The organism is Enterobacter sp. JBIWA008, from assembly GCF_019968765.1.
GTDB lineage: Bacteria > Pseudomonadota > Gammaproteobacteria > Enterobacterales > Enterobacteriaceae > Enterobacter.
Map to the genome: position 1 here is coordinate 211,923 of NZ_CP074149.1, position 25,288 is coordinate 237,210.

The 25,288-nt window shown below is 55.3% G+C and carries 22 protein-coding genes; 11 read left to right on the plus strand and 11 right to left on the minus strand.

The features are described from left to right. Positions 1-8: 8 nt before the first annotated feature. The 4 genes from KGP24_RS01035 to KGP24_RS01050 form a co-directional block, all read right to left on the minus strand. On the minus strand, positions 9-872 hold the full coding sequence (locus tag KGP24_RS01035) for a collagen-like triple helix repeat-containing protein (RefSeq protein ID WP_223562087.1): 864 nt from the start codon (positions 870-872) through the stop codon (positions 9-11). Between the two features lie 5 nt (positions 873-877). Beyond that, complete coding sequence (locus tag KGP24_RS01040; protein ID WP_223562088.1) at positions 878-1,114, minus strand: hypothetical protein; 237 nt, start codon at positions 1,112-1,114, stop codon at positions 878-880. Between the two features lie 403 nt (positions 1,115-1,517). Next, on the minus strand, positions 1,518-2,774 hold the full coding sequence (gene avtA, locus KGP24_RS01045) for a valine--pyruvate transaminase (RefSeq protein ID WP_213330172.1): 1,257 nt from the start codon (positions 2,772-2,774) through the stop codon (positions 1,518-1,520). Between the two features lie 190 nt (positions 2,775-2,964). Continuing rightward, on the minus strand, positions 2,965-4,995 hold the full coding sequence (locus tag KGP24_RS01050) for an alpha-amylase (protein ID WP_223562089.1): 2,031 nt from the start codon (positions 4,993-4,995) through the stop codon (positions 2,965-2,967). Positions 4,996-5,309: 314 nt separating this feature from the next. Between KGP24_RS01050 and KGP24_RS01055 the strand changes: the two genes are divergently transcribed. Then, entirely contained in the window at positions 5,310-6,134 is an 825-nt protein-coding gene (locus tag KGP24_RS01055) for a protein bax (protein ID WP_223562090.1), read from the plus strand. A gap of 40 nt (positions 6,135-6,174) precedes the next feature. Here KGP24_RS01055 and xylR read toward each other — a convergent pair whose 3' ends face one another. The 4 genes from xylR to xylF form a co-directional block, all read right to left on the minus strand. Then, positions 6,175-7,353 (minus strand): D-xylose utilization transcriptional activator XylR, encoded by a 1,179-nt coding sequence (xylR, locus tag KGP24_RS01060; RefSeq protein WP_223562091.1) that lies wholly within the window; start codon positions 7,351-7,353, stop codon positions 6,175-6,177. 33 nt (positions 7,354-7,386) lie between these two features. Next, positions 7,387-8,568 (minus strand): xylose ABC transporter permease XylH, encoded by a 1,182-nt coding sequence (gene xylH, locus KGP24_RS01065; protein ID WP_223562092.1) that lies wholly within the window; start codon positions 8,566-8,568, stop codon positions 7,387-7,389. Then, the gene (locus KGP24_RS01070; RefSeq protein ID WP_223562093.1) at positions 8,546-10,087 is read right to left on the minus strand and encodes a xylose ABC transporter ATP-binding protein; all 1,542 of its coding nucleotides are present in this window, start codon (positions 10,085-10,087) and stop codon (positions 8,546-8,548) included. The genes xylH and KGP24_RS01070 overlap by 23 nt, the downstream gene beginning before the upstream one ends. 72 nt (positions 10,088-10,159) lie before the next feature. Continuing rightward, positions 10,160-11,152: a D-xylose ABC transporter substrate-binding protein gene (gene xylF / locus KGP24_RS01075; protein WP_032650791.1), complete on the minus strand. Its 993-nt coding sequence runs from the start codon at positions 11,150-11,152 to the stop codon at positions 10,160-10,162. A 371-nt stretch (positions 11,153-11,523) separates the two neighbouring features. Here xylF and xylA point away from each other — a divergent pair, with 371 nt between their 5' ends. The 4 genes from xylA (at position 11,524) to KGP24_RS01095 (ending at position 15,924) form a co-directional block, all read left to right on the plus strand. Then, positions 11,524-12,846 carry a xylose isomerase gene (gene xylA, locus KGP24_RS01080; RefSeq protein ID WP_087823749.1) on the plus strand — a complete coding sequence of 441 codons (1,323 nt, stop codon included), beginning with the start codon at positions 11,524-11,526 and terminating at the stop codon, positions 12,844-12,846. Between the two features lie 60 nt (positions 12,847-12,906). Beyond that, positions 12,907-14,361, plus strand: coding sequence for a xylulokinase (gene xylB, locus KGP24_RS01085; protein ID WP_223562094.1), 1,455 nt, complete (start codon positions 12,907-12,909; stop codon positions 14,359-14,361). Positions 14,362-14,464: 103 nt separating this feature from the next. After that, positions 14,465-15,004 (plus strand): isochorismatase family protein, encoded by a 540-nt coding sequence (locus KGP24_RS01090; protein ID WP_223562095.1) that lies wholly within the window; start codon positions 14,465-14,467, stop codon positions 15,002-15,004. Then, a complete protein-coding gene (locus KGP24_RS01095; protein ID WP_223562096.1) occupies positions 15,004-15,924 on the plus strand; it encodes a helix-turn-helix domain-containing protein in 921 nt (306 codons plus the stop codon). Before KGP24_RS01090 ends, KGP24_RS01095 begins: the two co-directional genes overlap by 1 nt. On the opposite strand, the gene KGP24_RS01100 is transcribed toward KGP24_RS01095, so the two are convergent. After that, positions 15,917-16,912: an acyltransferase gene (locus tag KGP24_RS01100; RefSeq protein WP_223562097.1), complete on the minus strand. Its 996-nt coding sequence runs from the start codon at positions 16,910-16,912 to the stop codon at positions 15,917-15,919. The genes KGP24_RS01095 and KGP24_RS01100 overlap by 8 nt on opposite strands. 182 nt (positions 16,913-17,094) lie before the next feature. On the opposite strand from KGP24_RS01100, the gene KGP24_RS01105 reads away from it, so the two are divergent. From KGP24_RS01105 to KGP24_RS01120, 4 genes are all read left to right on the plus strand, one after another. Beyond that, a complete protein-coding gene (locus KGP24_RS01105; RefSeq protein ID WP_223562098.1) occupies positions 17,095-17,403 on the plus strand; it encodes a YsaB family lipoprotein in 309 nt (102 codons plus the stop codon). A gap of 160 nt (positions 17,404-17,563) precedes the next feature. Then, complete coding sequence (gene glyQ / locus KGP24_RS01110) at positions 17,564-18,475, plus strand: glycine--tRNA ligase subunit alpha (protein ID WP_003860141.1); 912 nt, start codon at positions 17,564-17,566, stop codon at positions 18,473-18,475. A gap of 9 nt (positions 18,476-18,484) precedes the next feature. After that, a complete protein-coding gene (glyS, locus tag KGP24_RS01115; RefSeq protein WP_223562099.1) occupies positions 18,485-20,554 on the plus strand; it encodes a glycine--tRNA ligase subunit beta in 2,070 nt (689 codons plus the stop codon). A 229-nt stretch (positions 20,555-20,783) separates the two neighbouring features. Further along, complete coding sequence (locus tag KGP24_RS01120) at positions 20,784-22,403, plus strand: ABC-F family ATP-binding cassette domain-containing protein (protein ID WP_223562100.1); 1,620 nt, start codon at positions 20,784-20,786, stop codon at positions 22,401-22,403. Between the two features lie 39 nt (positions 22,404-22,442). On the opposite strand, the gene KGP24_RS01125 is transcribed toward KGP24_RS01120, so the two are convergent. Next, complete coding sequence (locus tag KGP24_RS01125; protein ID WP_194401699.1) at positions 22,443-22,730, minus strand: HTH-type transcriptional regulator; 288 nt, start codon at positions 22,728-22,730, stop codon at positions 22,443-22,445. Between the two features lie 331 nt (positions 22,731-23,061). Here KGP24_RS01125 and KGP24_RS01130 point away from each other — a divergent pair, with 331 nt between their 5' ends. Together KGP24_RS01130 and cspA are read left to right on the plus strand one after the other, a co-directional pair. Beyond that, positions 23,062-23,772 (plus strand): DUF3053 domain-containing protein, encoded by a 711-nt coding sequence (locus tag KGP24_RS01130; RefSeq protein ID WP_023309949.1) that lies wholly within the window; start codon positions 23,062-23,064, stop codon positions 23,770-23,772. A 247-nt stretch (positions 23,773-24,019) separates the two neighbouring features. Beyond that, the gene (gene cspA, locus KGP24_RS01135) at positions 24,020-24,232 is read left to right on the plus strand and encodes an RNA chaperone/antiterminator CspA (protein ID WP_003860775.1); all 213 of its coding nucleotides are present in this window, start codon (positions 24,020-24,022) and stop codon (positions 24,230-24,232) included. A gap of 58 nt (positions 24,233-24,290) precedes the next feature. Here cspA and ghrB read toward each other — a convergent pair whose 3' ends face one another. Further along, positions 24,291-25,265, minus strand: a complete 975-nt coding sequence (gene ghrB / locus KGP24_RS01140) for a glyoxylate/hydroxypyruvate reductase GhrB (protein WP_223562101.1) — start codon at positions 25,263-25,265, stop codon at positions 24,291-24,293. Positions 25,266-25,288: the final 23 nt, after the last annotated feature.

The following is a 25,288-nucleotide window of genomic DNA, read 5'->3' on the forward strand; positions in this document are numbered from 1 at the left end:
AAGGATTCCTATTTTGGCGTCAGCAGACTTGTGGTTAACGTGTTGAGGCCATTGACCGGGTTAGTTGTCGACGTATTTTGACTTGATGTTGTCGCTGCATTGGCCGTAACGCCAGCAGTCAGGGTATTGAGGGTCGTATTAACCGTCGCACCGAGGCTGTTGTTCGTGGCCGCCACATTTGCATTGGCTGTGAGAGCGCCTGATCCTCCTCCGGTTGTCGAAGAGGCGGGTTTCACCAGCGTGCCGCTATCCGTAACCGTCTGACCGACGTTCTGGACGACCTGACCGACACCGCTAAGCCCGCTATTACTGTTGCTGACGTTGGTCCCCACGCCGCTGACGGTGGTACCCACCTGAGTCAGCAGACCGTTGACCGGTGTGCCGAGACCCGTTGTGGTGCCCACGCTTTGCGTGACGCCCTGTACTCCGCCCAGCGTCTTGTTGGCAACGGTCGTGGTATCGGTTGTTACCTGCGTTATAGCAGGGCTACTTACCGTGTTGGTTAAACCTGTGCCGGTGTTACTGACCAGTTGCCCGGTGCTGTTTACCACGCTGCCCGTCAGGCCGGTTACGCCGCTGACCGGTGTTCCTGAAGTAGAACTCGCCAGGCCCGTGCCTACCGTTGAAACGGTATTGCCCAGGGAGGTAACCGACGTGGTCACGCCTTTAACCGTTGTACCCACACCGTTCGCGTTGTTTGGATCGCCAATGCCAGTCGTAACGCCTGTCCCCACGGTGGACACGGCACTGCCAACCCCGCTGACGGTGGTTGAAACGGTTGATGTTACGGGATTATTCGTTGGAAGCTGGCTTCCAAGGCCATCCACCGTAGAGCCAACGCTGGTTACTGTTTTACCGGCATCACCCAGCACAGTATTCACACCTGCAGTAGTTGTGCCGCCACTGCCCGTGTTGCCTGTTCCGGTTCCTCCGCTGCCGTTACCTCCGGTCCCCGTTCCTGAGCCTGTCCCCGAGCCAGTCCCTGTTCCTGAACCTGAGCCCGATCCGTTACTACCTGAACCACCATTGTTAGCCGTTGTGCCACTTCAATCACCCGAGCCGGTATTGCTTCCGGTTGCAGGGTTATTTTTGGCTGTTGAGTGAGATCCGCCACCGCTTCCACTGCAGGCAGAAAGAGAGAACGCGAGCAGTACCGCAGCAGCAATTACGCTGATGCGACTAGCATTATTAGGTAGCATAAAAATACTCCACGCAATAGAACGCCGAGCGGCGTATTAGTGAGTATATGCAGTATTTTAAAAATGCACACAGACTCGCTTCAAGGATATTTTCTGTCAGGGGTGTTGGTTTTAAATCATATATAACAAAGAGTTAATTAGACTATTATTTAACGTCTACTTAATTATTTCCTAATTACTACAGCGCCATTAAAACAACAGGAATTATCCTAAACAATGTCTTTGGGTAATAGGGAGTTAAAGCTGAATGATATATCCTTTATATAAGATATAGATCACGGAAAAAATAAGGCTCTTCATTTGAAGAGCCTTATTTTTTTAACAATTGCCTTCGCGCCAGGCTTTTTCGATTTCTTCGGCGAGAATCTTAACCCCCGCTTCGATTTTTTCCGGGTCGGGAACATAGTTCATGCGCATGCACTGGTGCGTATGCGGCCACGGCTTATCGAGCCCCGGGAAGAAATAATCGCCCGGTACCATCAGCACGCCGCGTTTTTTCAGGCGCTGGTAGAGCAGCTCGGTGGTGATAGGCAAATCCTTAAACCACAGCCACAGGAAAATCGCCCCTTCAGGCTTGTGGATCAGGCAGCGTTCTTCCGGCAAGTAGCGGCGAATTGTCGCAATCGTCTCCTGAACGCGCTGGTAATAGAACGGTTTGATCACGTCATTGGACAGACGCAGCAGGTCGTTGCGCTTAATCATTTCGCACATCATCGCCGGGCCAATGCCGCCCGGTGAAAGGCTGATAATGCCGTTCATGTTGGTAATGGCGGTGATGATTTTCTCGTTAGCGATGATGATGCCGCAGCGGCTGCCAGGCAGACCCAGTTTAGAGAGGCTCATGCACAGGACAATGTTCGGATTCCACAGCGGACGTGCTTCGCTGAAAATAATGCCCGGGAACGGCACGCCGTAGGCGTTATCGATCACCAGCGGAATACCGTGCTGATTCGCGAGCGCATCCAGCTTCATCAGTTCGTCGTCGGTGATCACGTTGCCCGTTGGGTTAGTCGGACGCGATACGCAGATCATGCCCGTCTCTTCACCAATATGCAGATGTTCAAAATCGACGTGATATTTGAACTGGCCTTCCGGCAGCAGCTCAATATTCGGGCGCGCGGAGACGAACAGATCCTCTTCCAGGCCGGAATCAGCGTAGCCGATATACTCCGGTGCCAGCGGGAACAGCACTTTTTTGGTTGTGCCGTCGGCGCGACGCCCTGCGAACAGGTTAAACAAGTAGAAAAACGCGCTCTGGCTGCCGTTTGTTAGTGCAATATTCTGTGGTTCGATATCCCAACCCAGCTCGTCACGCAGCATTTCGGCGAGGAGTGCCAGCAGCTCGGTTTTACCCTGCGGGCCGTCGTAATTGCAAAGCGCATCGGTTGCTTTACCGCTTTCCAGCATCTGAGCGAGCAGCGTCTGGAAATAGGTCGTCATCTCCGGGATTTGAGCCGGGTTTCCGCCGCCGAGCATGATTGCGCCCGGTGTGCGCAGCCCGTCGTTGAGGTCCTCCATCAGGCGAGTAATGCCTGAATGGCGGGTAAATTTGTCGCCGAAAAGTGAAAACGTCATAGCAGGTGATCTGTCGAGCTTATTTTGAAAGTGGGTAACCATAACGCTAGCACCGTGCTGGTGCAAATCGGGTGATGTGGTCGGATTTGTTGTTTTGTATGGCGTAGTTGGATTTGAGTAGTGAATAATTCTGGTGAGATTTCCCTCACCCTAACCCTCTCCCACAGGGAGAGGGTACTGGAGTATGCCGTTATTGATTACCTGCCCATACCACCATCACCTTATCGCCATTGTGCTCGCGCACAAAGCCATACCCTTCTTTCAGCGACAGCGTCGTTTGTTTGCCTTCACCTATCGCCGGGTGGCGGGCGCGGAACTGACCCAGCGTTTGCCAGTGGGCGACGGTTAAGGCCTGCTTGCCCGTGACGTCCTGCCAGTTCATATCCGAGCGGGTGCCCTGCAGCGGGTCGGAGCCTGTTGGCCCGAACGGACGCTCGGACTCATCCCCGTAATAGATTTGCACGCTGCCCGGTGCCAGCAGAAGCAGCTCTGCCGCGCGCTGGCCCCCTTCGCGGAACAGACGCGTATCGTGTGATGAGAGGTAACTCAGCACGTTGAAGCTTTGCAGCTTTTCCGCCATCTGCTGCCAGGTGAGATCCATATCGGCCAGGCAATCCACCGCTTTTGCCGCCTGCTCCTGATAATCAAAGTTGATCATCGCGTCAAAACCGTGGCGGTAATAATCGCTTTGCATCACCCCGTGGCCCCAGGATTCCCCGGTCATCCAGAACGGTGCGTTGTCGAGCTTTTTGTCCGGGTTCGCCCCTTTCCAGGCGGCCAGCGCCTGGCTTGCCTGGTCTTTCAGCTGTTGCCAGGCCGCAAGCTCAACGTGTTTCGCCGTATCCACCCGAAAACCGTCGATGCCGTAGTCACGTACCCACTGGCTAAGCCAGTGGGTCAGGTAGTCGCGCGGGGTATACCCCAGGATGGCCTTCGCGTGGGTGTCGGGCTTGTGTTGATAAAAGTTTGGCAATCCGGAAGGCGTCGTGGATTCCGTTTTCAGATCCGGCAGAAAAGCCAGCGACATGGTCAAATCGTCGAAGCCAGGGTTGTCGTAATCGCCGATGTCCGTGCGGATCCACTTTTTACCCCACCATTTCTCCCATGCGGCTTTGTCGCTAAAGTTGATGTAGTCGTTAAAGCTGTGCCAGCTTTGGCCCGCGCCCGGCTTCCAGTCCGTCCAGCGTTCTCCCAGCGTCTTTTTCAGCTCATCACCCTGAAGGTAAAGAGCACCAAACTGAAATTCCTGCATGTCTGCCAGCGTGGCATAGCCAACGTGGTTCATAACGATATCAAACAGAACGCGGATCCCGCGCTTGTGCGCTTCGTCGACAAGATGGCGTAAATCATCTTCTGTGCCCATGTTGGCGTCGAGCTTTGTCCAGTCCTGGGTGTAGTAGCCGTGATAGGCGTAGTGAGGGAAATCTCCTTTGGTGCCACCGCCTACCCAGCCGTGGATCTGCTCAAGCGGGGAGCTTATCCAGAGCGCGTTCACCCCCAGCTGCTGTAAATAATCGAGCTTGCCGGCGAGTCCCTTGAGGTCGCCTCCGTGGAAGGTGCCAATCTCCTGCATACCGTCTTTATGGCGACCGTAGCTGTTGTCGTTGCCCGGATCACCATTAACATAACGGTCGGTCAGCACAAAATAGACGGTGGCGTTTTGCCAGCTAAACGGCGCAGGCTTGTCGGTTTCGGCGCGCTCAAGCAGCAGCAGGCCGTTACTGTTGGCGGCTGGCTGCAGGGTGATTTTTCCATTCTGCACCGTCGCCGTCTGTTTACTGTAGTAGTCGCGCACGACGGAGCCTTCCGGGAAGGTATGGCTGACGTCCAGCGTCAGCGGCTTACCGTCCCACTTTGGACACTGGCGTATGACGTTTGCAACCGGCTGTTCTGCGGCACTCTGAATCGTCAGCAGCAGGGTGGGCGTGCCGGAGCGGGTATCAATCCGCATCTGGTAGTCACCGTCGCGGAAAAGGCGCCACTGCGGCGGCGTGCCTTCACAGGGCTTGAGAGACAGCATCTCATTGAGTTTTATCGCATTCGCAGGCTGCCAGCACGTCTTGTCAAAACTCAGCGTCAGAGGACGCGTACCCTTCGCAAGCTTTGCCTGGCTGGTGAAGACCCCTGTGCCTTCGGCGCTAAAGGTGCTAAACCCCGGCGATGACCAGTCGGCATGCGCCAGAGCGGGTAACATCAGAAAGGCCAATGCGGTACGTTTCATTCCTTTTTCCTGTCGCGGCATTTTTGACCAGTGTGCCATCAGGCGGAGAGCAAAAACTCATCCCCTGTCGTTTTCTGCCAGGATGAAGCGTGAGGATGAGTGATCTCGCGCAAAATTAGGCAGTTATCTGCGATAGCGCACACAGTTTTTGTGGAATGATGTTTTTATGAGCAAGTTTCAGGTGACATAGTTTCGGAATTGGACTATTTCTATACGTGCTCTTGAAGTCTATTTTTGATATGATTTGAGATTCAGCTCTCAAATTTGTGAAAAAAATAAGGTGTTGGGATGATTACATCCGACCAGGAGACCTAATGATATCGACTCCCATTCGACGATATGGGGCTGCGATACTCATGTTACTCACCACGGCATTTTCGGGTGAGGTGCTTGCGAAGACGCACACGGATACAACGAGTAAGAAAGCCCACGTAATAAAGACGACAAGTAGTAAGGTTAGCAGTAAACAAGAGTATTCTCGCAATAGTGCAAAGAGTAGTTCACTTCCTGATTTGCGAAAATACCCTTCCGGAACACCAAGGAAAAAAGCGTTTCTCCGGACGGTAATGCCTTACATCACGAGTCAAAATGCCGCGATTACTGCGGATCGTAACTGGCTGATTTCCAAACAGTACGATAGCCGCTGGTCGCCGTCAGAGCGCGCGCGTCTGAAAGATATCACGAAGCGCTACAAGCTGAGCTGGAACGGTAACACGCGTCGTGTGCCGTGGAATGCTCTCCTTGAGCGTGTGGATATCATCCCGGGCAGCATGGTTGCGACCATGGCTGCTGCCGAAAGCGGCTGGGGGACGTCTAAGCTTGCGCGTAGCAACAACAACCTTTTCGGCATGAAATGCGTGAAAGGTCATTGTACTAATGCGCCGGGCAAGGTGAAAGGCTATTCGCAATTTGAATCCGTGAAAGATTCCGTCAGCGCCTACGTGGTGAATCTGAACACGCACCCGGCCTACTCATCGTTCCGTAAATCACGCGCTCAGCTGCGTAAAGCGGACCAGGAAGTGACGGCCAGTACGATGATCCACAAGCTGAAAGGTTATTCGACAAAGGGACAGAGCTATAACAACTATCTGTTCGCCATGTACCAGGATAACCAGCGCTTAATCGCCGCCCATATGTAATCTTAAAAAAAACGCCTTCCACTGGAAGGCGTTTTCTTTTCTATATCAGCACCTCGCTGTGGCGATCCCGATACTCCTTCGGCGTGGTGTCATACTCTTTGCGGAACACCGAATAGAAATATTGCAGAGACGGGTAACCGCACATCTGCGAGATTTCGTTGATCGACAGTGACGTGGAAATGAGGAGGCTACGTGCCTTCTCCAGCTTTTCAGCATGGATGACGGCATGAATGGTTTCGCCCACCTCTTCTTTAAAACGCTTCTCCAGATTTGAACGCGAAATGCCCACCGAATCCAGCACCTGATCGACCTTAATCCCTTTGCAGGCGTGGTTGCGAATATAGTGCATGGCCCGAATAACGGCCGGATCGCTTAAGGAACGATAATCGGTTGAGCGACGTTCCACGACGCGAACAGGGGGAACCAGCAGGCGCTGAAGCGGCAGAGATTCTTTATCCAGCAGACGATGAAGCAGCTTCGCCGCCTGATAACCCATCTGACGCGTGCCCTGTGCAACGGAGGAGAGCGCCACGCGAGACAGATAGCGGGTCAGTTCTTCGTTATCAATGCCAATCACGCACAGCTTTTCGGGCACCGGAATGTGTAAGTGTTCGCAGACCTGCAGCACGTGCCGCGCGCGAGCGTCCGTCACGGCGATAATACCGGTTTGCGGCGGCAGCGTTTGCAGCCAGTCCGCCAGGCGGTTTTGCGCGTGCTGCCAGTTTTCCGGTGCAGTTTCCAGCCCCTGATAGACCACGCCGCGATATTTCTCCTGCGCGACCAGCTGGCAAAACGCGTGCTCGCGTTCGACGGCCCAGCGTTTGCCGCTGGCGGCCGGTAACCCATAAAACGCGAAGCGATGGACGCCTTTCTCTTTTAAATGAAGAAAGGCGGCCTCGACCAGGGCATGGTTATCGGTGGCAATATAGTGGACCGGCGGATAGTGTTCGGGCGCATGGTAGGAGCCGCCGACGCCCACTATAGGGACGTCGACGTCGGTCAGCAGCTGTTCGATGACGGGATCGTCATAGTCCGCGATGACGCCATCGCCCAGCCAGTCTTTGATGTTCTCCAGACGGGTGCGAAAATCTTCTTCAATAAAAATATCCCATTCGGATTGCGACGCCTGCAAATATTCACCAACACCTTCCACCACCTGACGGTCGTAGGCTTTATTGGCATTGAATAACAACGTAATGCGGTGACGCTTTTCAAACATGGCTCACTTCCCAATTAAGTCACAATACGGTTATCAGGCCCGTCGCTTGGTGGCCGAGTCCATCCAGACTGCCAGTAAAAGAATGGCCCCCTTGACGATATACTGCCAAAACGTCGGGACGTCCATCATACTCATCCCGTTATCCAACGACGCCATGATAAATGCCCCCATGACCGCGCCCGCCACGCTACCGATACCCCCTGCGAGGCTGGTGCCGCCAATGACGCAGGCGGCGATAGCATCCAGCTCGGCGATGTTCCCGGCTGAGGGAGAACCGGCTCCGAGACGCGAGCTGAGGATCAGCCCGGCGATAGCGACCATCAGGCCGTTAATGGCGAAAACCGCCAGCTTGGTACGTTCGACGTTGATACCCGAGAGGCGAGCAGCCTCAAGGTTGCCGCCAATGGCATAAATACGGCGGCCAAACGCGGTGCGCGTCGCCATAAACATACCGGCCAACAGTAAAAGCGCCAGCAGCAGGACGGGGGTCGGGACACCGCGATAGTCATTCAGAAGCCAGATGGCGCCCAGCACAATGACCGCCGTCAGCGCCTGACGTCCCACCACCGACGTTGACGCAGGCGATGCCAGACCCAGCGCCTGACGGCGCATGCGTCCACGCCACTGCCACGCGACAAACGCCAGCAACCCCACCACACCGATGGTAAAGCCCACGCTATCTGAGAGGTAACTCTGGCCAATCTGCGACATGGCCGCGCTGGTCGGGGAGACGGTGGTGCCGTTGGTGATGCCGATTAAGATCCCGCGGAAGGCCAGCATCCCCGCCAGGGTGACAATGAACGATGGCACCTTACGGTAGGCAACCCACCAGCCGTTCCAGGCTCCCAGAACCAGACCCAGCACCAGCGTGACCGCCACGGTCAGCGGCAGCGGCCAGCCGAGCCACACGTCAAAAATCGCCGCTACGCCGCCGAGGAGCCCCATCATCGAACCGACCGACAGGTCGATTTCAGCGGAGATAATCACGAACACCATGCCCACGGCCAGAATGCCGGTGATGGCAGTCTGGCGGAGCAGGTTGGAGACGTTACGCGCGCTTAAGTACGAGCCATCGGTCATCAAGGTAAAGAACAGCATGATGACGATAATGGCCGCGATCATCACGAAAACCTGCAGGTTAAGCGCTTTCAGCCCCGCGAACGCACCGGGCGTCGGAACAGCGACTTTGATATCAGACGGATTGCTTTTCGACATGACGTTCGCTCCTTAAAGCGGCTTCCATCACCTGCTCCTGCGTCAGGTTCTGGTTAATCAGGTTGGCTTTCAGTTTCCCCTCATGCATGACCAGCACGCGGTCGCTCAGGCCGAGCACTTCGGGTAACTCAGACGAAATGACAATGACGGCAATCCCTTGCTGTACAAGCTGATTAATCAGTTTGTAGATTTCATATTTGGCACCGATATCAATCCCGCGCGTTGGCTCATCAAGGATTAAAATGCGTGGATTGAGAAGCAGGCAGCGCGCCAGAATTGCCTTCTGCTGGTTTCCCCCGCTCAGGCGGCCAATCGCCAGCTCCGGTGAGGCGGTTTTGACCTTCAGCCGGGCAAGTGACTGGAGAATACACTGCTGCTCGGCGGCATCGTCCAGGCTACTCAGCGCGCCGGAGAACCGATCGAGGGCCGCAAGCGTAATGTTTTTACCCACCGCCATCACCGGTACGATGCCGTCTTTTTTGCGATCTTCCGGCACCATAGCAATGCCGTGGGCAATCGCCTGCTGGCAGTTGTTGATATTCACCGGCTGTCCGTCAATGTAAACCGTGCCCTCCCAGCGCCCCGGCCACACGCCAAACAGGCACTGTACGGCTTCAGTGCGCCCGGCACCGACGAGGCCCGCAATCCCAAGAATTTCACCGCAATGAAGGGAAAACGAGACGTTATTGACGCGCTTGATATGGCGGTTAACGGGATGCCACGCGGTCAGGTTTTCCACGCGCAGCACTTCATCGCCTTTAGCGTGAGGCTCATTCGGGTAGAGCGCCGTCAGCTCGCGGCCCACCATCATGGTGATGATGTCATCTTCGTTCATCCCGGCGGCTTCTCGCGTGCCGATGTGCTGCCCGTCGCGGATCACGCAGATGGTGTCCGAAATGGCTTTGACCTCGTTCAGCTTGTGCGAGATGTAGATACAGGCGATGCCGTGGTTTTGCAGGTCGCGGATGATATTGAGCAGAACCGCGGTTTCCTGTTCGGTGAGCGAGGCCGTTGGCTCATCAAGGATCAGCAGCCTGACCTGTTTATTTAGTGCTTTTGCTATTTCGACCAGCTGCTGTTGCCCGAGGCCCAGATCCCCCACGCGGGTATCCGGTGAAATGTTGAGGCTCACCTGCGCCAGCAGCTTTTCGCAGCGGAGCGTCATGGTGTCGTAATCCAGCACGCCGTGGCGGGACATTTCGGCCCCGAGGAAAATGTTCTCCAGCACGGTGAGATGCTTCACCAGCGCCAACTCCTGGTGGATGATAGCGATGCCTTTGCGTTCGGTATCGCGGATGTGTGTCGCCTGGATAACTTCACCGGCAAAGACGATTTCGCCTTCGTAGCTGCCGTGTGGGTAGATCCCGCACAACACTTTCATCAGCGTCGACTTGCCCGAACCGTTCTCACCGCACAGCGAAACCACTTCGCCGGGGTTCAACCGGAGGCTGACGTTGTCGACGGCTTTCACCGTGCCGAAGCGTTTGGTGATGCTTTTCATTTCAAGTAAATAAGGCATAACTGCTCCACATAACCCGAGGGAAGAACAGCACAACGTGATGCGCCCCCGCAGAGCAGGGGCCGCGCCGGATTACAGTTCGCTCTTCTTGTGGAAACCGTCTTTAACCACGGTGGCGTCAATATTCTCTTTGTTGACTTCAATCGGTGTGAGCAGGCGAGCCGGAACGTCTTTCAGGCCGTTATTCAGCGTTGCGTCTGCTTTAGGTTGTTTGCCATTGCCCAGCTCTACGGCGATTTCCGCCGCCGTATTGGCCAGCTGGGTAATCGGTTTGTAGACCGTCATGGTTTGGGTGCCTGCGATAATGCGTTTTACGCCAGCGAGATCGGCATCCTGTCCTGAAATGGCGACTTTACCGGCGAGCCCTTGGGCGCTCAGGGCCTGGATAGCACCGCCTGCAGTGGCATCGTTGGAGGCCACAACCGCATCAATTTTGTTGTTGTTGGCCGTCAGCGCGTTTTCCATAATCTTCAGCGCGTTTTCCGGCAGCCAGCCGTCGGCCCACTGATCGCCAACCACTTTAATTTTCCCGTTGTCGATGTACGGCTTAAGGACTTTCATTTGCCCTTCACGGAACAGTTTGGCGTTGTTATCTACCGGAGAGCCGCCCATCAGGAAATAATTGCCCTGAGGCACTTTGTCGATCAGGCTTTGCGCCTGTAATTCCCCGACTTTTTCATTGTCGAACGAAATATAATAATCAATATCCGCATTATTAATCATGCGGTCATAGGCCAGGACTTTTATGCCTTCCTGTTTGGCTTCTTTCACCACGTTACTTAATACCTGGCCGTTATAGGGGATAATGACCAGAACATCGACGCCACGGTTGATCATATTTTCGATCTGCGACATTTGTGTTTCTTCATTACCGTTAGCCGACTGAACAAACACGCTGGCGCCGAGGGATTCTGCTTTCTTCACAAAAATATCACGATCCTTTTGCCAGCGCTCCAGGCGCAGGTCGTCAATCGCCATGCCAATTTTGACCTCTTTGGCATGTCCTGCAAAGCTTGCAAGGAGGAGCGTAGTGCAGAGCGTTAGAGTCAGGTTCTTTATCTTCATAATTATTAGGCCTTTTTGTAGGGGTATGTGTTGCTGAGATAAAAGAAACATTCACTGCTGAGACGCAGCAAATTTTTAACGCGGAAAGGCGGGCTGGCAATTACAGATTTTTATCTTCTCATTATGATATTTGGTTTATTTCTGAATTTATGACCGCGATCGGATTTTAAAATACGTAACGTCTTAATTACATTTGATTCTGGAATGCGCGCCGAAAAATAGTTTGCCTGCACATTATTTTGCGAGCCAGCGCACAGTTGTGCATTCTCTCAATAGCAGTGTGAAATAACGTAATTGAGCAACCCAAAATGTCTATTCACTATTACTCCTGTATCAACGACTCGCCGCATACCCTGATTATGGAGCTCAATATGCAAGCTTATTTCGACCAACTCGATCGTGTTCGTTACGAAGGCCCAAAAACGACCAATCCTTTAGCATTTCGTCACTACAACCCGGATGAGCTGGTGCTGGGTAAGCGCATGGAAGATCATCTGCGCTTTGCCGCCTGTTACTGGCATACCTTCTGCTGGAACGGCGCCGATATGTTCGGCGTGGGTTCCTTTGACCGCCCGTGGCAGCAGCCGGGTGAGGCCATCGAACTGGCGAAACGCAAGGCCGATGTCGCGTTTGAGTTCTTCCACAAGCTGAACGTGCCGTACTACTGCTTCCATGACGTGGACGTGTCTCCGGAAGGCGCGTCGCTGAAAGAGTATCTGAACAATTTTGCGCAGATGGTGGATGTACTGGCGGCGAAACAGCAGCAAAGCGGTGTGAAGCTGCTCTGGGGCACGGCAAACTGCTTCACTAACCCACGCTACGGCGCGGGGGCGGCAACCAATCCGGATCCGGAAGTGTTTAGCTGGGCGGCCACGCAGGTAGTGACGGCAATGAACGCCACGCATCAGCTGGGCGGTGAAAACTATGTCCTGTGGGGTGGCCGTGAAGGCTATGAAACCCTGCTCAACACCGACCTGCGCCAGGAGCGCGAGCAGATTGGCCGCTTTATGCAGATGGTGGTCGACCATAAGCACAAAATCGGCTTCCGCGGCACGCTGCTGATCGAGCCGAAGCCGCAGGAACCAACGAAGCACCAGTATGACTACGACGTGGCGACGGTGTATGGCTTCCTGAAGCAGTTTGGTCTGGAAAAAGAGATTAAAGTGAACATTGAGGCCAACCACGCCACGCTGGCGGGCCACTCCTTCCACCACGAGATTGCGTCTGCGATTGCGCTGGGCATCTTCGGCTCTGTCGATGCGAACCGTGGCGACGCGCAGCTGGGCTGGGACACAGACCAGTTCCCGAACAGCGTGGAAGAGAATGCCCTGGTGATGTACGAGATCGTCAAAGCGGGCGGTTTCACCACCGGCGGCCTGAACTTTGACGCCAAGGTGCGTCGTCAGAGCACCGACAAATACGATCTGTTCTACGGCCACATTGGCGCGATGGACACCATGGCGCTGGCGCTGAAAGTGGCCGCGCGCATGATTGAAGACGGCGAGCTGGATAAACGCGTAGCGAAGCGTTACAGCGGCTGGAACAGTGAGCTGGGCCAGCAAATCTTGAAAGGTCAGTTATCGCTGGCGGAAATTGCGAAGTACGCTGAACAACAGCAGCTGGCGCCGCAGCACCAGAGCGGGCACCAGGAACTGCTGGAAAATCTGGTCAATCACTACCTGTTCGATAAATAACAGCCAGCGGGCCCGGGAAGCGCAGCGCTACCGGGCATTTTCAGTTAAGGAATCCACTATATGTATATCGGGATCGATCTTGGCACATCGGGTGTGAAAGCCATACTGTTGAGCGAGCAGGGCGACGTGTTAGCAACGCAGACGGAAACGCTGCAGGTTTCGCGTCCGCATCCGCTGTGGTCGGAACAGGATCCGGAGCAGTGGTGGCAGGCGACGGATCGCGCAATTAAAGCCTTAGGTGAGCAGCACAGTCTGCGTGACGTGAAAGCGCTGGGGATTGCCGGACAAATGCACGGCGCTACGCTGCTCGATAGCCAGCATCGCGTGCTGCGTCCTGCGATCCTCTGGAACGATGGCCGCTGTGCGGAAGAGTGCTCGCTTCTTGAGGAATGCGTACCCAATTCCCGCGAGATCACCGGCAACCTGATGATGCCGGGATTTACTGCGCCCAAATTGCTGTGGGTACAGCGCCATGAACCGGAAACTTTCCGTCAGGTGGCGAAAGTCCTGCTGCCGAAAGACTATCTGCGTTTTCGCATGACGGGCGATTTCGCCAGCGACATGTCCGATGCCGCGGGCACTATGTGGCTCGACGTGGCGAAGCGCGACTGGAGCGAGGCGATGCTGGATGCCTGCCATCTGACTCGGGAACATATGCCCGCGCTGTACGAAGGATGTGAGGTGACGGGCGCACTGCTGCCAGCCGTTGCAGAGCGCTGGAATATGTCTGCCGTACCGGTGGTGGCCGGGGGCGGCGATAACGCGGCGGGCGCTGTCGGTGTCGGCATGGTTGAGGCGGGCCAGGCGATGCTGTCGCTGGGAACGTCTGGAGTCTATTTTGCCGTCAGCGACGGGTATCGCAGTAATCCAGAAAGCGCTGTGCACAGTTTCTGTCATGCCCTTCCCGGGAAATGGCATTTGATGTCGGTGATGCTCAGCGCGGCATCCTGCCTGGACTGGGCGGCAAAACTCACCGGCATGGCCGACGTTCCGGCGCTCATTTCCGCAGCCCAGCAGGCGGATGACGCTGCGGGTAGCGTCTGGTTTTTACCCTATCTTTCCGGCGAGCGTACGCCGCACAACAACCCGGAAGCGAAAGGGGTGTTCTTTGGCTTAACCCATCAGCATGGCCCGGCAGAACTGGCGCGTGCGGTACTGGAAGGTGTGGGTTATGCGCTGGCCGACGGGATGGACGTGGTGCATGACTGCGGCCTGAAACCGACGAGCGTCACCCTGATTGGCGGCGGCGCGCGAAGCCCGTACTGGCGGCAGATGCTGGCGGATATCAGTGGATTACAGCTGGATTTTCGCACCGGTGGCGATGTCGGGCCCGCGCTCGGTGCCGCGCGACTGGCGCAGATAGCGATGAACCCAGAAAAACCGCTTTCTCAACTGTTGCCACAGCTTACGCTTGAACAGGCACATTTGCCTGACGCGGCACGCCATGCGCGTTACGCGGAAAGGCGCGACGTGTTCCGCAAAATCTACCAGCAGCTGCTGCCGCTGATGTCGTAAAAATGCTTGTCCGGGAGAGGCACGAGGATGTCCTTTTTTGGTCTGTGCGTGCCTTCCTTTCCTTGCCAGTATGGTGTTACACCCACTGGCGAGGAAATCCATCATGTCACGCACTGCATTAATCAACATCGATACTCAGCAGTCATTTCACCATCGCAATTACTGGCAGGAAGACGAAATTCCTGCCTTTCAGCAGGCGATGCTGGGGCTGATTGAAGGCTGCCAGGCGCGCAATATTCCGGTCGTTGATATTTTTCACGTGGATGAAGACGGTCCTTTCACCCTGGAAAGCGGCTATGTCAAACCGATGGCCTTTTTACGTCATCAGCCGGATGTGATTTTCCAGAAACACGTCCATAATGCCTTCACGGATACCGGGCTTGACCGCTGGCTACGCGAGCGTGATGTCAACCAACTGATTATCTGCGGCATTCGCACTGAGCAATGCTGCGAAACCACCGCCCGGGTGGCATCCGATCTGGGTTATGCTGTGACCTTTGTGAGCGAGGCAACGCTGACGTTTCCCATGACGTACAAGGGGATAACCCTTAGCGCAGCGGAAATTCGCCATCGTACCGAGACGGTACTTTCCGGGCGTTTTGCCGAGATTAAAACGGTAGCTGAGACGCTGGAGTCACTGTAATGCGCATCGACGTCTGGTTCGTGATGTTGCCCGGAGTGCTGTCATTAGACATGACCGGCCCGGCAGAAACCTTTGTGCTGGCAGGCGACGCGTTTCGCCTGCATTACATTGGCCCGCAGCCTGATGTTCAGACGTCGATAGGCCTGACGATGAGCGGCATTCAGCCGCTGCCGGAAAGCCTGTCTCCGGGCAGCTTGCTGGTGCTACCGGGTGTGAGCGACTCCCGCAGTCAGTTCTCAACGCCACAGGCGCAGCAGATCCAGCACTGGCTAATGCGCCTGCAGCCGCGGATCCAGCGCCAGGAAATCACCGTGATGTGCGTCTGTTCAGGGGCCTTACTGGCGGCGAAATCGGGCCTGCTGAACAGCCGACAGTGCACAACCCATCATGACGTTATTAGCCGTTTACGCACCGCGGCCCCCACGGCGACGATTAAAGAAAACCGCATCTTCGTGCAGGATGAGAATATCTGGACCAGCGCGGGGATCACGTCTGGCATCGATCTGGCGCTGCATATGGTTAACCGCCTGTGTGGCCCCGAAAAGGCGCTGGCCGTGGCCCGTGAGATGGTGGTCTGGTTCCGCCGTTCCGGTGACGATCCCCAGCTATCCCCGTGGCTACGCTACCGCAATCATCTTCATCCGGCGATTCATCGGGCGCAGGATGCGCTCACCGCCGAGCCGCAAAAAACGTGGAGCTTGCCTGATATCGCCGCGCTGGCGCACGTCAGCCCGCGTCATCTCACCCGGCTTTTCCAGTCACATTTAGGGATTAGCGTTCGCGATTATCTGGAACAGCTGCGTCTGGCGGTGGCGGAGCAGTGGCTATTGCAGGGGCGCGGCGTGGAGCAGGCTTCACTGGCGGCAGGGTTTTCCTCCCCGCGCCAGTACCATCGCGCCCGGCAGCGAAGCATTAACTGACGAAGCGGCGAGCGTCTATTTTTTGCAACAGCATCGACAGCAGCAGGCTGATCGCCAGCGTGGCGGCAAAAATCCAGACGATATCCAGCACCGGCCAGCTTTTTAGCTCAATGCCTCTCGTGCGCAGCGCGTGGATCACCAGCGCGTGAAAACCGTAAATCCCGAGAGAGTGCCGCGAGATAATACTCAGCGCGGGCAGGGGACGTGCGTTCAGGGTATTTTTGGTGAGGGTGAGCAGCGAAACGGCACAGATAAAGACCATCGGCCCGCAATAGAGATACCAGGTATCGGCAAAATTGCCGCGCCACTGCAATTCGTGCAGCGTCCCACGTGAAATCACCGCCACGCCAGCGATAAACAGCACCCCGCAGATCCAGTTCAGACCGCGTTTTTGCGTGTCCATCATGCCGATCGCGCGCCCCAGCATGCCGTAAAGCACGTAGTAAAATGTATCGCCGTTGATATAGAGATTGACCGGCAGCCACTCAAATCCGTCGATTTTCTGCGAGACCGTATTCGGGTTGGCGACAATGCCGATCACCACCATCAGGGCCAGAAGCATTTTACCGCTGACGTATTTTACCTGGATGAGCGGGGAGACCAGATAGATAACGATAATGGCGAAGAAGAACCACAGGTGGTAGAACACTGGTTTTTGCAGCAGGTATTTCAGCGATAACCCGGCGTTAATCGAGGTGAACAGGGTGATATAGAGCAGGGCAACGGCGCTGTAGAACCCCAGGCAGGCCGCGATGCGAATGAAATGCCGTGGTTGCGCGCTACGCTCGCCAAAAAAGAGAAAGCCGGAAATCATAAAGAACAGCGGCACGCTGACGCGTGACGCAGAGTTGAGAATATTGGCGATATCCCAGTTAACGGGGCTGATGCTGTGGGCATTCGTGACGTACCAGGTCGTCGTGTGGATCATGACCACCATCAGACACGCTATTCCTCGCAGGTTATCAATCCAGTTAATTTTTGACTGCATCAGTTCCTCGTATTCCCTGTAAATTGAGTGTGACTGCCGTTGTCCAAAAGTCTTCGTTTGGAAAATTCTGAGTTTTATTCGCAGGCTTGCCGGGAGACCGCGAGATTCGCAGAATGGCAGACCTTAATCTATAAAAGTGTTGATACTAAAAATAACAGCCACTGACCAGGGCGGTAATAAAAATGATGATGAAGCGTGTGGCGTCACTCTTTCTGCTGGCGATCCTGGCGGGATGCAGTGTTGCGCCGCAAGAAGCACCTGTGCAAAAAGCGCAGCAGGGTAAAATGAGCCCGGAACGTTCACTGAATATGGAAGCGCTCTGTAAAGATCGGGCCGCTCGCCGCTATAACTCGGACGTGCAGAAAATTGATGTCACCGGGTTTGAGCGTTTTCAGGGAAGCTATGAGCTGCGGGGGCATACGTCCCGCAAAGAGGGCTTTGTCTGCTCGTTTGATGCGGACGGTCAGTTTTTACACCTCTCCATGCGCTAGCCTGCTCGTATAATCAGCAGCCAGACGCCGCCAGCGTTCTGGCCGCAAGGCTTATTTCCCAATTTTCCCTAAACAACCCCGTTTCGTACTGTATATCTTGCAGCCAGCGGGTATACTGGTCCCTTCCATTTAAAACCACACGTATCCAGCACGAAATACTATGCAAAAGTTTGATACCAAGACCTTCCAGGGCCTGATCCTGACCTTACAGGATTACTGGGCTCGTCAGGGCTGTACCATTGTTCAACCTTTGGACATGGAAGTCGGCGCCGGCACTTCACACCCGATGACCAGCCTGCGCGCGTTGGGGCCAGAGCCAATGGCGACCGCGTATGTGCAGCCTTCCCGTCGTCCGACCGATGGTCGTTACGGTGAGAACCCGAACCGTCTGCAGCATTACTATCAGTTCCAGGTGGTGATTAAGCCATCACCAGACAACATTCAGGAACTGTACCTCGGGTCGCTGAAAGAGCTGGGTATGGATCCAACCATCCACGACATTCGCTTCGTGGAAGATAACTGGGAAAACCCAACGCTGGGTGCCTGGGGTCTGGGTTGGGAAGTGTGGCTGAACGGCATGGAAGTGACCCAGTTCACTTACTTCCAGCAGGTGGGTGGTCTGGAATGTAAGCCGATCACCGGTGAAATCACCTACGGTCTGGAACGTCTGGCGATGTACATTCAGGGCGTAGACAGCGTTTACGACCTGGTCTGGAGCGACGGCCCGCTGGGTAAAACCACCTACGGCGACGTGTTCCATCAGAACGAAGTAGAGCAATCCACCTATAACTTCGAATACGCGGACGTGGACTTCCTGTTCACCTGCTTCGAGCAGTACGAGAAAGAAGCGCAGCAGCTGCTGGCGCTGGAGACTCCGCTGCCGCTGCCTGCCTACGAGCGTATTCTGAAGGCCGCCCACAGCTTCAACCTGCTGGACGCCCGCAAAGCCATCTCTGTGACTGAACGTCAGCGCTACATTCTGCGTATTCGTACCCTGACCAAAGCCGTTGCAGAAGCTTACTATGCGTCCCGTGAAGCCCTTGGCTTCCCGATGTGCAACCGAAATAAATAAGAGGCGGCCATGTCTGAGAAAACTTTCCTGGTGGAAATCGGCACCGAAGAGCTGCCACCAAAAGCCCTGCGCAGCCTGGCTGAATCTTTTGCTGCGAACGTGACCGCCGAGCTGGATAACGCTGGCCTGGCGCACGGTAAAATTGAGTGGTTTGCCGCACCGCGCCGTCTGGCGCTGAAAGTGGCAAATCTGGCGGCGTCTCAGCCGGATCGCGAAGTCGAAAAACGTGGCCCGGCGATTGCCCAGGCGTTTGACGCGGAAGGCAAGCCGAGCAAAGCGGCTGAAGGCTGGGCGCGCGGTTGCGGGATCACCGTTGATCAGGCCGAGCGTCTGACCACGGATAAAGGCGAATGGCTGCTGTACCGTGCGCATGTGAAAGGCGAAAGCGCAGAAGCGCTGCTGCCGGACATGATTGCCACGTCTCTGGCTAAGCTGCCGATTCCTAAGCTGATGCGCTGGGGCGCGTCTGACGTGCACTTCGTGCGTCCGGTGCACACCGTGACCCTGCTGCTGGGCGATACCGTTATCCCGGCGACCATTCTGGGCGTGGCGTCCGATCGCGTGATCCGCGGCCACCGCTTTATGGGCGAGCCAGAGTTCACCATCGACAATGCCGACCAGTATCCGCAGATCCTGCTGGAGCGCGGTAAGGTCATTGCCGACTACGAACAGCGTAAAGCCAAAATCAAAGCGGACGCGGAAGACGCGGCGCGCAAGATTGGCGGTAACGCAGACCTGAGCGACAGCCTGCTGGAAGAAGTCACCTCTCTGGTTGAATGGCCAGTTGTGCTGACGGCGAAGTTCGAAGAGAAATTCCTGGCCGTTCCGGCTGAAGCGCTGGTGTACACCATGAAGGGTGACCAGAAGTACTTCCCGGTCTATGCCAACGACGGCAAGCTGCTGCCAAACTTCATCTTCGTGGCGAACATCGAATCGAAAGATCCGATCCAGATTATCTCCGGTAACGAGAAAGTGGTGCGTCCACGTCTGGCGGACGCCGAGTTCTTCTTCAATACCGACCGTAAGAAGCGTCTGGAAGATAACCTGCCGCGCCTGCAAACCGTGCTGTTCCAGCAGCAGCTGGGCACGCTGCGCGACAAGACCGACCGCATTGCGGAACTGTCCGGCTGGATCGCCCGTGAAATCGGTGCGGACGTCAACCACGCGACTCGCGCAGGCCTGCTGTCCAAGTGCGACCTGATGACCAACATGGTGTTCGAATTTACCGACACCCAGGGCGTGATGGGTATGCACTACGCGCGTCACGATGGCGAAGCGGAAGACGTGGCCGTGGCCCTGAACGAGCAGTATCAGCCGCGCTTTGCGGGTGACGAACTGCCGTCCAACCCGGTTGCCTGTGCCGTGGCGATTGCCGATAAGATGGACACCCTGGCGGGTATCTTTGGTATCGGTCAGCATCCGAAAGGCGACAAAGACCCGTTTGCGCTGCGTCGTGCTGCGCTGGGCGTGCTGCGTATCATTGTTGAGAAGAACCTGAACCTCGATCTGCAGACGCTGACCGAAGAAGCGGTGCGTCTGTACGGCGACAAGCTGACCAACGCGAACGTTGTGGATGATGTGATCGACTTTATGCTCGGTCGTTTCCGCGCGTGGTATCAGGACGAAGGTTACACCGTTGACACCATTCAGGCGGTGCTGGCGCGTCGTCCGACCCGTCCGGCTGATTTCGATGCGCGTATGAAGGCGGTTTCCCACTTCCGTACGCTGGAAGCGTCATCTGCTCTGGCGGCGGCCAACAAGCGCGTATCCAACATTCTGGCGAAATCCGACGAGACGCTGAACGAGCGCGTGAACGCCGCGACGCTGAAAGAGCCGGAAGAGATCGCTCTGGCGATGCAGGTCGTGGTGCTGCGCGACAAGCTTGAGCCATACTTCGCGGAAGGTCGCTACCAGGAAGCGCTGGTGGAGCTGGCCGAGCTGCGTGACGTTATCGACGCCTTCTTCGAGAAAGTGATGGTGAACGTAGAAGATAAAGAGCTGCGTATTAACCGTCTCTCTATGCTCGATAAACTGCGCGAGCTGTTCCTGCGCGTGGCGGATATTTCGCTGCTGCAGTAATGTGCCCGTTGTTATAAGTGCTAAAAACCCGCTTCGGCGGGTTTTTTTATGGTGTGTTGCTGAAAATTTAACCTTGAAATGGTCAACACATTACCGCTATCCTTATTCGCGTTAACTTTCTCCCTCAGGAGCGCACCCCGAAAATGAACAAACACGACTGATGAATTTCGATCCTTGCTAAACGCCACCGCGTCAGCAGGGGATGTTTTGATTTCATTCAGGAGTGCTTATGGCTCATTTTGCGCAGTCCCCTTCTTTTATTTTGCATCAGGTCACCTGTCAGTTTCCGACGGGCGATATCCTTTTTGGTCCGCTAAATCTCACGCTGGAACCCTCCCTGTGCGCGCTGGTTGGCCGCAACGGCAGCGGGAAAACGCGTTTGCTGCGCTTGCTGGCGGGGCTGGACGAACCGGCTACCGGTCATATTGAACGCTTTGGCTCGCATGCCTGGGTGGCGCAGCAGCACGTTATTTCTCCGCAGGCGACGCTTGCTAAACTGCTCGGGTATGACGCGATTTTTGCGGCACGTAAGCGCATTGACAGCGGCGATTACCAGCCTGACGATCTGGAGCTGCTTGACGGCCACTGGGATGTTGCCGAGCGCCTGAGCGAAGCGTTTATCAATGCGAATCTCCCATCGTTTAACCCGGATAAACCCGCCGGTGAACTCAGCGGCGGCGAGCGCATTCGCGCCCTGCTGTGCGGGGCGTTTACGGCTGAAGCCGATTTCATGCTGCTGGACGAACCCACTAATCATCTGGACCGACAGGGCCGGGCGTGGTTCTACGACCAGCTCCGCCGTTTTCAGGGCGGCGTGCTGGTCGCCTCCCATGACCGCGAACTTCTGGAGCAGGTGCCGCGTATCATTGAGCTGAGCGCTTCGGGTCTGCGCAGCTACGGCGGGAATTATGCGGATTATCAAACCCAGCGCGATGCTGAGCAGCAGGCGGCCCGCGCGTCGCTGGAACATGCAGCGACCGAGCGCAAACGCACTCGGGCACGAATGCAAAAAGAGCATGATGACAGCCAGCGGCGGTCGGCAAAGACATTGCGCACCGTCGATGCTCTGAATATCGCGTCGTTCGAGCGGGTCAAATATAAAGGCGCGGCAAAGGAGCGAATCGGCTCCTGGAAAAAACAGCACAGCGAGCAAAATGAAGCCCTCAACGCCGTGGTAAATAAGGCGCGTGAACGCGTCGAAGAAGATAACCCGGTAATGTTCACCCTGCCGGGAAGTCAGATCCCGGAGGGGAAGCAGGTGCTGGTGCTGGAGGATCTGGTGCTGCCGCATGTGCCTGTTTCTCCACTCAACTTGCGGATGGACGGGCCGATGCGCGTGGCGTTAAAGGGACCGAACGGCTGCGGAAAATCGACGCTGTTAAAAACCATCCTCGGTGAGATTGCCCCCCGATCAGGTACCTGTAAGGTTTCAGTCAACTGCGCTTATCTTGACCAGCATCTCTCCCGGCTCGATCTTTCGCAGTCGGTCATGACGCATCTCAACTTGGGTCATACGCCTCTGGAAGAGGGGGTATTGCGAACCCGTCTGGCACAGCTTCAACTGGGTGCCGACAAAGTGATGCTCCCGCTGGCGGATCTCAGCGGCGGCGAGCGCCTTAAGGCCGCCCTGGCATGCGCGCTTTGGCGCGCGGAAGCCACGCAGCTTCTGCTGCTGGATGAGCCAACCAACCATCTGGATTTGGCCTCAGTCCAGGCCATTGAAGCGGCGCTGGGCGGTTTTCCCGGCGCGCTGCTGGTGGTATCACACGATGAGGCTTTTTTAAGAGGGTTAAGGTTAACGCATGAGCTGGTGTGGGAAGAGGGGGGATGGTGTTGCGAGAGCCTTTAAAACACAAGCCCCCGCAAAGGCGGGGGCATTCAAACGTTACTACGCTATCTGTTTGCTGAGTGCAGGGTTGGCCTGAATCAGGCGCATCAGCCTTAACTCGGTTGGGGTGGGTTTCTCACGTTTTGACTCCCACTCCTGCACCATAGCCACGCTAACACCCATCGCTCTGGCGAATTCTTCAGTTTTCAGTCCTGTCCCTTTGCGCAATTGCTCATATTCTGTAAAGGGATTGGTTTTTTGTTGCAGGGTAATCGCCTGCGGTACATCTTTAAAAATGATCTGTTCCAGACTGCTCAGCAGTTCAAACTCAGGATCTTTATATTCCATTGAGGACTCCTCTTAAATCTCACATCGTGATCAAGAACATCAGAGAGCCAGTTAAGAATAGTCCCTAATACCAACCCAGGATCGTCACGGGTGTGATTAATCGTGCGGTAACGATCGCTTTACCCGATTCAGCAATATAGATAGTTATGCTAATTACCTGATTAGTCATATGTCGGCTTTGCCAGGTATTTTTTTGTAAATGGTAAGAAATAAAACGGCAATAGCCGTTTTGCATGAAAAGAGTATCTTGCAAGGCTGACCTGGACTATCCTTGTCAGCGTCGGGCACGCGTGTGCCGGTGTGCGCTTTTTTGGGTGAAAGGAGTAATAAAATGGCGACAGGAAAGTCCTGCTCTCGCTGGTTTGCGCCTATTGCGGCGTTGTTGATGGTTGTTAGCCTGAGTGGGTGTTTTGATAAAGAAGGCGATCAGCGCAAAGCGTTTATCGATTTTCTGCAGAATACAGTGATGCGCAGCGGCGAACGGTTGCCGACGCTGACTGCGGATCAGAAAAAACAGTTTGGCCCCTTCGTGTCCGATTACGCCATTCTTTATGGTTATTCTCAGCAGGTGAGCCAGGCGATGGATTCCGGTATTCGCCCGGTAGTGGATAGCGTGAACGCCATCCGCGTTCCACAGGATTACATGACGCAGCGCGAACCGCTTCGCCAGTCCAACGGTGCGCTTGGCGTGCTGAGCCAGCAGTTGCAGAATGCGAAAATGCAGGCAGACGCGTCACGTTCTGCGCTGAAGCAGGGCGACGATCTCAAACCTGTCTTCGACAAAGTGTATGAGAAAGTGGTGACCAAGCCTTCTGAAGCGCTGCAACCGCTGATTCCGGCCGCGCAAATCTTCACGCAGCAGCTGGTTCAAGTGGGCGACTTTATTGCTCAGCAGGATACTCAGGTGAGCTTTGTAGCCAACGGTATTCAGTTCCCGACCTCGCAGCAGGCAAGCCAGTACAATACGCTGATTGGGCCGCTTGCCTCCCAGCATCAGGCCTTTAGCCAGGCCTGGAGTGCCGCAGTCACGGCCACAGAATAAACCGAAAAAACCCCGCTTCTGGCGGGGTTTTTTTATGCACATTGAAAATAACGCTTGTCATTCTTCTACCATATCGGTATAACTATTCCCGTCGGTTTGTTACACAGACCTAAAGCAGTTTAGTAAAGCAGTCCAGATTGTTATCCATAGATACCCTTCGTAGTGACCCTTCCTTCATCGCTTAAAAATCTGTAACGCAATCCATCAAGCCGGAAGGCACAATATATTTGTTAATAAGGTAATTTCTATGTCTGCTAAAATGACTGGTCTGGTAAAATGGTTCAACGCTGATAAAGGTTTCGGCTTCATCACTCCTGACGATGGCTCTAAAGACGTGTTCGTACACTTCTCTGCTATCCAGAACGATGGCTACAAATCTCTGGACGAAGGTCAGAAAGTTTCCTTCACCATCGAAAGCGGCGCTAAAGGCCCAGCAGCTGGTAACGTTGTAAGCCTGTAAGCTTCCAACCCAGTAGCACAAAATTCAAAAACCCGCCTTCTGGCGGGTTTTTTCATTTCTATCCTTGCACCTGCGGGTTCACGCAGTTTATTGCCACCTTTCCACTTAGGGCGGCGATAAGGTTATCTACCGCAGTGGCCGCCATGTTGTAGCGCGTCTCATGGGTGGCTGAGCCGATGTGGGGCAGGGCGACGACGTTTGGCATTTTCAGCAGCGGCGAATCTACCGGCAGCGGCTCCTGCTCAAACACGTCCAGACCTGCTGCATGGATCTCACCGTTCTGCAGGGCTTCAATCAGCGCCTTCTCATCCACTACAGGGCCGCGACCCGCGTTGATGAAAATGGCTGTCTTCTTCATTTTTTCAAATGCGGATTTGCCAATCAGATGACGGGTTTCATCCGTCAGCGGCAGAACGAGGCAGACAAAATCGGCCTCCTGCAGCAGGTTATCCAGCTCGCAGTAGCGGGCGTTGAAGCGTTCTTCCGCTTCACTGTGATGGCGACGCGCGTTATACAGAATCGGCATGTTAAAACCAAAATGCGCGCGCTGTGCCAGCGCCAGCCCAATACGCCCCATACCCACAATGCCCAGCGTTTTGCCGTGAATGTCCACGCCGAACCAGTCCGGACCAATGCTTTTTGTCCATTCGCCTGCTTTTACACGCTCGGCCACTTCAACCACTCGACGGGCGGTGCTGAGCACTAGCGCCATCAGCGTGTCGGCCACGGTTTCCGTCAGGGCATGCGGCGTGTGCATCAGCAGGATCTTGCGGGCGTTCAGGGCATCCACGTCAAAGTTGTCATAACCTACTGAAATAGTTGAAGTAGCACGAAGCTTCGGCATTTTCTCCAGCAGGGCGACATCCACTTTCTCGCTTGAACCCAGCAGGCCTTCGGCGCCTGCGAACGCTTCGGCGTGTTGTGCCACGGTTTCCGGGCTCAGGTTCTTCACCTGCGTGACGGTGAAGTGTTCTTCAAGGCGTTTCTGCAGATCTTTCGGCAGTGCTTTATACAAAATGACGGACGGCTTCATGCTAATCTCCGTTGATTTTTAAG

Bases quoted from the DNA above. Each gene is read 5' to 3' on its own strand.
- KGP24_RS01120 (WP_223562100.1), top strand. From the start codon at position 20,784: ATGGCTCATTTTGCGCAGTCCCCTTCTTTTATTTTGCATCAGGTCACC.
- KGP24_RS01050 (WP_223562089.1), bottom strand. From the start codon at position 4,995: ATGAAACGTACCGCATTGGCCTTTCTGATGTTACCCGCTCTGGCGCAT.
- xylB (WP_223562094.1), top strand. From the start codon at position 12,907: ATGTATATCGGGATCGATCTTGGCACATCGGGTGTGAAAGCCATACTG.
- xylF (WP_032650791.1), bottom strand. From the start codon at position 11,152: ATGAAGATAAAGAACCTGACTCTAACGCTCTGCACTACGCTCCTCCTT.
- KGP24_RS01130 (WP_023309949.1), top strand. From the start codon at position 23,062: ATGGCGACAGGAAAGTCCTGCTCTCGCTGGTTTGCGCCTATTGCGGCG.
- KGP24_RS01095 (WP_223562096.1), top strand. From the start codon at position 15,004: ATGCGCATCGACGTCTGGTTCGTGATGTTGCCCGGAGTGCTGTCATTA.
- glyS (WP_223562099.1), top strand. From the start codon at position 18,485: ATGTCTGAGAAAACTTTCCTGGTGGAAATCGGCACCGAAGAGCTGCCA.
- KGP24_RS01100 (WP_223562097.1), bottom strand. From the start codon at position 16,912: ATGCAGTCAAAAATTAACTGGATTGATAACCTGCGAGGAATAGCGTGT.
- xylR (WP_223562091.1), bottom strand. From the start codon at position 7,353: ATGTTTGAAAAGCGTCACCGCATTACGTTGTTATTCAATGCCAATAAA.
- KGP24_RS01070 (WP_223562093.1), bottom strand. From the start codon at position 10,087: ATGCCTTATTTACTTGAAATGAAAAGCATCACCAAACGCTTCGGCACG.
- xylH (WP_223562092.1), bottom strand. From the start codon at position 8,568: ATGTCGAAAAGCAATCCGTCTGATATCAAAGTCGCTGTTCCGACGCCC.
- cspA (WP_003860775.1), top strand. From the start codon at position 24,020: ATGTCTGCTAAAATGACTGGTCTGGTAAAATGGTTCAACGCTGATAAA.
- avtA (WP_213330172.1), bottom strand. From the start codon at position 2,774: ATGACGTTTTCACTTTTCGGCGACAAATTTACCCGCCATTCAGGCATT.
- ghrB (WP_223562101.1), bottom strand. From the start codon at position 25,265: ATGAAGCCGTCCGTCATTTTGTATAAAGCACTGCCGAAAGATCTGCAG.
- KGP24_RS01105 (WP_223562098.1), top strand. From the start codon at position 17,095: ATGATGATGAAGCGTGTGGCGTCACTCTTTCTGCTGGCGATCCTGGCG.
- xylA (WP_087823749.1), top strand. From the start codon at position 11,524: ATGCAAGCTTATTTCGACCAACTCGATCGTGTTCGTTACGAAGGCCCA.
- glyQ (WP_003860141.1), top strand. From the start codon at position 17,564: ATGCAAAAGTTTGATACCAAGACCTTCCAGGGCCTGATCCTGACCTTA.
- KGP24_RS01090 (WP_223562095.1), top strand. From the start codon at position 14,465: ATGTCACGCACTGCATTAATCAACATCGATACTCAGCAGTCATTTCAC.
- KGP24_RS01055 (WP_223562090.1), top strand. From the start codon at position 5,310: ATGATATCGACTCCCATTCGACGATATGGGGCTGCGATACTCATGTTA.
- KGP24_RS01125 (WP_194401699.1), bottom strand. From the start codon at position 22,730: ATGGAATATAAAGATCCTGAGTTTGAACTGCTGAGCAGTCTGGAACAG.